The sequence below is a fragment of the Candidatus Methylomirabilota bacterium genome, assembly GCA_027293415.1.
GTDB lineage: Bacteria > Methylomirabilota > Methylomirabilia > Methylomirabilales > CSP1-5 > CSP1-5.
The window spans coordinates 1-5,507 of sequence record JAPUFX010000154.1; the positions used below are offsets into that span (position 1 = coordinate 1).

Consider the following 5,507-nt stretch of genomic DNA (forward strand, 5'->3'; position numbering starts at 1 on the left):
AGGCGAGTTCCGGCCCGAATATTCGAAGGATCGGCGATCCGGTTGACCCGGCTCAGTTTTTTCACGCTTACACCATACGTTTTGGCGATTCGGTAAAGGGTCTCGCCTGGACGGACCCGATGATAGATTCCCGGAGTGGAATGTCTACGCACACCGCACGCTGCGAGGAGAAGGACGGAGAGACAGAGGGCCCCGAGGCACCGCCTCTTCACGACGCACTCCCCGACAGGTGTCGACGCAGGCGGTCCGGCAAGAGACTGTAACGCTCCCGGAGCCGGGCATTCCTTACGGCGATTGCGACGGCCTGCCTGGTGCCGACCATGACCACAAGACGTCTCCCCCGACTCAGGGTCGTGTACAGGAGATTGCGCTGGAGCATGATGTAGTGGGACGTGTGGATCGGGAAGACAACGGCTGGATACTCACTTCCCTGACTCTTGTGGACTGAAATGGCGTAGGCGAGGCTGATCTCATCGAGCTCGCTCCAGTCGTAGACGACCTCCCCCTGATCGAACCGGACCCAAAGCTGCTGATCTTCCCGGTCGATTCGACTGATCCAACCCAGATCGCCGTTGTATACCTCCTTATCATAGTTATTCCGAACCTGCATCACTCGGTCTCCTACCCGGATCTGTCGCCCCCCGAGGATGATCTCCTCCCCCTCGGGATTCAGGGCTGTCTGAAGATCTTGGTTGAGGCTGGCGACTCCCAGGAGGCCGCGGTTCATCGGGGTGATGACCTGGATATCCACGAGGGGGCTGAGGCCATACCGGCTTTCAATTTCTGTCGTTACCAGCTTCTTCACGCGAACGCGGATCGCCTCCGCGTCGTCGAGTTCGATGAAGGCAAAGTCAGCCGCCCCGAACTCGGGGAGATGGGGAAACTCGCCCCGGTTCACCCGATGCGCATTTACCACAATCCAGCTCTCTTTGGCCTGACGAAAGATCTCCGTGAGCCGGACCACCGGAACGGACCCCGAGGCAATGAGATCGTGGAGTATGGAACCCGGTCCAACGGAGGGGAGCTGATCGGCATCCCCGAGGAGGAGGAGGCCTGCCTTCGCCGGGAGGGCGGCGAGAAGGTTGTTCATGAGCACAACATCGATCATGGAGGCTTCATCCACCACGAGAAAATCGACCTGCAGGGGGTTGACCTCGTTCCTTTTGAATCGGGCCTCCTTCGGAGTAAATTCCAAGAGCCGATGGATTGTCTTTGCCTCCCGCCCCGTGGTCTCGGCCATTCGCTTCGCTGCCCGGCCCGTGGGTGCGGTGAGCAGCAAACGAACCCCCTTCCGCTCGAGGATATCGATGAGACTACGAAGGAGGGTGGTCTTTCCCGTCCCCGGGCCGCCAGTGAGGACCAGGATCTTGGACTCAAGAACCTTGCAGAGCGCCGCCCGCTGCTCGGAGGTGAACCGGATCTTACCCCGGGCCTCTGCCCACTGAACGGCCCGCGGGCCATCGATGGAAAGACCTTCGTGAGGTGCTTCGGCCAGAAGGGCCAACCGACGGCTAACCCCCTCCTCAGCTTGACGGAGAGGGGTGAGATAGACGGCGGTATCCCCATCCAGAGATTCACAAACCACCGCGTTCTCTGCGTGAAGATCGGAGAGGACCTCCTGAAGGAGGACTTCTGTTTCGACCTCCAAAAGCTTGGCGGCCTCCTGACAGAGGCGCGAGGCGGGATAATAGACGTGCCCCGCCTCGGTAGTCTCGTGCAGGAGATAGAGGAGCCCAGCGGCAAGCCGCTTGGGAGAATCTTTGGCAAAGCCGAGGGACGCTCCAATCCGGTCGGCGGTCTTAAAACCGATACCCACAATCTCCCGGGCCAACCGATACGGATCTTCCCGAATACGCTGAGGCGCCTGCGGACCGTAGGCTTTGAAAATCCTAAGAGCAAAGGTGGGAGAGATCTGATGCTCCTGCAGAAAGAGCATGAGCCCTCTGAGGCGGCGCTGTTCGGTCCAGGCGGCCCGAATACGCCCCAGACGCCCCTCCCCGATCCCGTCCACCGTCAGCAGACGCTCCGAGTCCTCCTCGATGACCCGCAGTGTCTGGGCCCCGAAGGCCTCCACCAACCGCCTTGCGTATGCCGGGCCGATCCCTTTGATGAGGCCGGATGCCAGATAGCGTTCGATGGCGGCCGTTGAGGCGGGAAGAAGGCTTTCATATTCATAGACCTTGAACTGATCCCCGTATCGCGCGTGGCGAACCCATACGCCTTTGAGGCGAACGGTCTCCCCTGGATTGGCTCCCCAGAGATTTCCCACTACCGTCACCGGCTTTCGGTGCTCGCCCACTTCTAACCGTGCCACCACATATCCGGTGTCTGCATTACTATAGGTCACCCCGACGAGGGTTCCTTCGAGAAGCGTGGGCTCGATCACCTGACCTCCTTCCGAGATCTCCGGGACAAGAGGCTGGCGCGGGTAATCCCGGCCTCCCCGAAGCGGCGTCGGATCTCGTCCATGGCCTGCGCAGCCTTTTCCCCTCGAGGATTCGCTGGAAACAGCGGCACCTGGCCTGGAGAGGCCTTGTCGGTCAGTTTGGAGACGGCAATTCCGAGGAGGCGGATGTTGCGTCCCCGCCAGGGGATCTTCTGAAGAAGGGAGAGGACCGCGGAATGGATCTCCTCGGTAAACGCCACAGGCTCGGGCAAAGTGAGAGAGCGTGTTAGGGTCGTGAAGTCGGCATAACGGAGCTTTAAGGTGATCGTGTGACCTGCGTAGCCCTCCCGCCGGAGGCGGGACGATACACGCTCCGCCAGGCTGAGAAGAGTCTGCCGAATCTGCTTGGGCTCAGCGGTGTCCACCGAGAAAGTGGTCTCCGCCCCTATCGATTTCGCCATGGCCTCCGGGAACACAGGATGCGCATCGATCCCCCGGCTCAACTGATGAAGATGAGTCCCACTCTTTCCAAAGCGACGGCTCAACTCCTCCACCGGCCAGCGGGCGAGCTGGCCGATGGTCTGGATTCCCAGACCCTGGAGAATCGCCGCGGTCTTCTCTCCTGCCCCCCACAGATACGAGACGGATAGATCCGCGAGAAAAGTCTCGATATCCTCCGGCCGGACGAGGACGAAACCATCCGGCTTGTCGAGGTCGGAAGCGATCTTGGCCACAAACTTGTTGGGTGCCACACCTACCGAGGCCGAGAGCCCCTCTTCCCTCCAGATATCCCTCTTGATCCGCCTTCCGATCTCCGCGGGCTCCCCGAAGAGGCGGGTGCTTCCGGTGACATCCAAAAAGGCCTCGTCAATCGAGCACGGCTCTACCAAGTCGGTGTAGCGCCGCAGGACAACAAAGACCCGCTCGGACACCTCTGTGTATCGACTCATCCGCACGGGCAGGAAAATGGCACGTGGGCAAAGGCGGTAGGCCCTCGAGATGGGCATGGCGGAGCGGACTCCGAAGGCGCGGGCCTCGTAGGAAGAGGCCGCCACCACTCCACGCCCCTTTCCCCCGCGGGGGTCTGCTCCCACGATGACCGGCTGGCCCTTGTAGGCTGGATGGTCCCGTTGCTCCACCGCCGCATAGAAAGCATCCATGTCCACGTGGATGATCGCGCGGTTCATCGTCTCATCCATCTGCCGAAAACGCGATGAACTGAGCAAATCCTCCGGGGCATCAATTATCGAGCAGTGCCTCGGGGCTGATCAGGACTCACTACCACTGCATCCGCCGCAGAAATTCCCGGAAGAGCCCACCCATGAAAAGGGTGTAGTCGCACCGTTCCGTCACACCCACGAAGAGTAAGCGTAGGGGATGCCACACGGGTACCGTATGCGCATAACCTCTCCCGCCAATACCTCAATGGCAGCAAGATTATAGCAGAGCAGAAGCGGACGCGGGCAACATCGCTTATCCCCGCACCCGGGAGCGTTGTCGCAGGAGCCGGTTGAGGGCCCAGGTGGCGTGGATCCGAACTGTGCGTTCTCGATCCCCAAGGGCTGAACGCAACACCGAAGAGGCCTCCGGGTCTCCAATCTCTCCGAGAGTCCAGGCAGTCCGGAGGCGGACGTACGGGTCGGCATCCTGAAGAAGTCCTCCGATATGCCGGATACCTGAAGAATCGTCCAGTCTCCCGAGGATCCACGCGGCATTGAGCCGGACCCCCTTTGCCATCGTTCGATCCGCCACTACCCGGTGAAGCCAGGAACGGGGGGTCCTGTCCCGGAGATTGGCGAGCGCCTCGGCCGCGTATAGGCGAAGGGACAGGGACGGGTGCTGCAAAGTCCGGCGGAGAACGATGAGTCCCTCTGTCTCCCCTAATTGGACCAGGGCCTGCGCGGCGTACAGCCGAACATAATGATTCGAATCACTGAGAGTCGCCAAGAGCGTTGGAGCAGCTTCTTGCACTGCCAGCGCTCCGAGCACCTCGGCCGCCTGCATTCGAATTGAGGCCTGCGAAGACCTCAGCGCCTGCAGTAGTATTGGAGTGGCCCGACGCTCCCCTAATCGGATTAAACCCTCGGCCGCCGCATACCGGGCCACTTCCCAATCGTCATGGAGCAGTTGGGTGAGCTTCGGTTTGGTGATGTGCGCTCCAAGGCGACCCAATCCCCTGGCGGCTTGGGCCCGGATATAGGGGTCTGGGTCTTCCAAAAGCGAAGCGAGAAAGGATATGACAGACTCTGAGCCGAGCCGGCTCAGCGCCTTTACAGCTACGCTCCGCCCCGCCCGATCACCTTTCGAGGCCAGCTCATATAGCAGTGGAAGAACCACAGGATCTGCCAGGCGAGCCACGAGGGGAGCGGCCCGAAGGCGGGAGCTCCCTCCCGCCTCCACCTCCTCCACCAAGTAAGCGTTCAGGATACGGTCCAAAAGGTCGGTATGGGGATTTCCCTGAATTCTCCAAATCTCTTGATATTCCTGGAGGGCCTCATCCACTGCCCGGGCGTGGATCAGGAGCTTTACCTTCAGGAGACGAGCGTTGCTATCGTGGGGGGCCTGCTCAAGACGCGACTCTACTATCGCCAGGGCGGCTTGAAAGTCTCCGCCTCGGATCAACTCCTCAACCCGAGCGGTCAGATCTGCGGGCTCACGGGAGCACGCTCCAAAAATCACCAGCAATAAGGCTGCCCAAAGCCACCTGCTCACTTGCCGCCTCGGTCCTCCAGATCCCACGATGACTGTGGACCAACGACCCAAAAACAACATCTTGGTCCATTACGGTCATCGGATAACGGTCATCTGTCATCGGTCAGTACTTGGTGCGACACTACAGGTCGCGGTACTTCCGGGCGCTTCCGCGGGCGCGTGCTACCGGATACTTGCGGTCGTTCTCTTCAAGCTTCTCACGGGCGGCCTTGATCAGGTCCACCCCAAGGATATCTGCGAGAGAGATCAGCAGGATCAGGATATCTGCCATCTCCCAACTGACCCGGCGGTGCCCCTGAGGATCGGCCACGAGTCCAGCCACCTCTTCGGGGTGCTTCCATTGGAAGAGTTCCAGGAGTTCGGCCGCTTCGAGACTGATGGAAATGGACAAATCCTTCGGGTTATGAAA

At 60.6% G+C, this 5,507-nt stretch carries 5 protein-coding genes; all 5 read right to left on the bottom strand.

Annotated features, from left to right (window positions below):
• The coding region (locus tag O6929_10945; protein MCZ6480903.1) for a LysM domain-containing protein at positions 1 to 212 on the bottom strand (212 nt) is incomplete at its 3' end.
• On the bottom strand, positions 209 to 2,386 hold the full coding sequence (locus tag O6929_10950) for an ATP-dependent RecD-like DNA helicase (GenBank protein ID MCZ6480904.1): 2,178 nt from the start codon (positions 2,384 to 2,386) through the stop codon (positions 209 to 211). The genes O6929_10950 and O6929_10945, both read right to left, overlap by 4 nt.
• Entirely contained in the window at positions 2,383 to 3,612 is a 1,230-nt protein-coding gene (dinB, locus tag O6929_10955) for a DNA polymerase IV (GenBank protein ID MCZ6480905.1), read from the bottom strand. Before dinB ends, O6929_10950 begins: the two co-directional genes overlap by 4 nt.
• A gap of 247 nt (positions 3,613 to 3,859) precedes the next feature.
• The gene (locus O6929_10960) at positions 3,860 to 5,098 is read right to left on the bottom strand and encodes a HEAT repeat domain-containing protein (protein MCZ6480906.1); all 1,239 of its coding nucleotides are present in this window, start codon (positions 5,096 to 5,098) and stop codon (positions 3,860 to 3,862) included.
• A gap of 121 nt (positions 5,099 to 5,219) precedes the next feature.
• Positions 5,220 to 5,507 (bottom strand): nucleotide pyrophosphohydrolase (locus tag O6929_10965; protein MCZ6480907.1); only part of this gene is annotated, 288 nt, incomplete at its 5' end.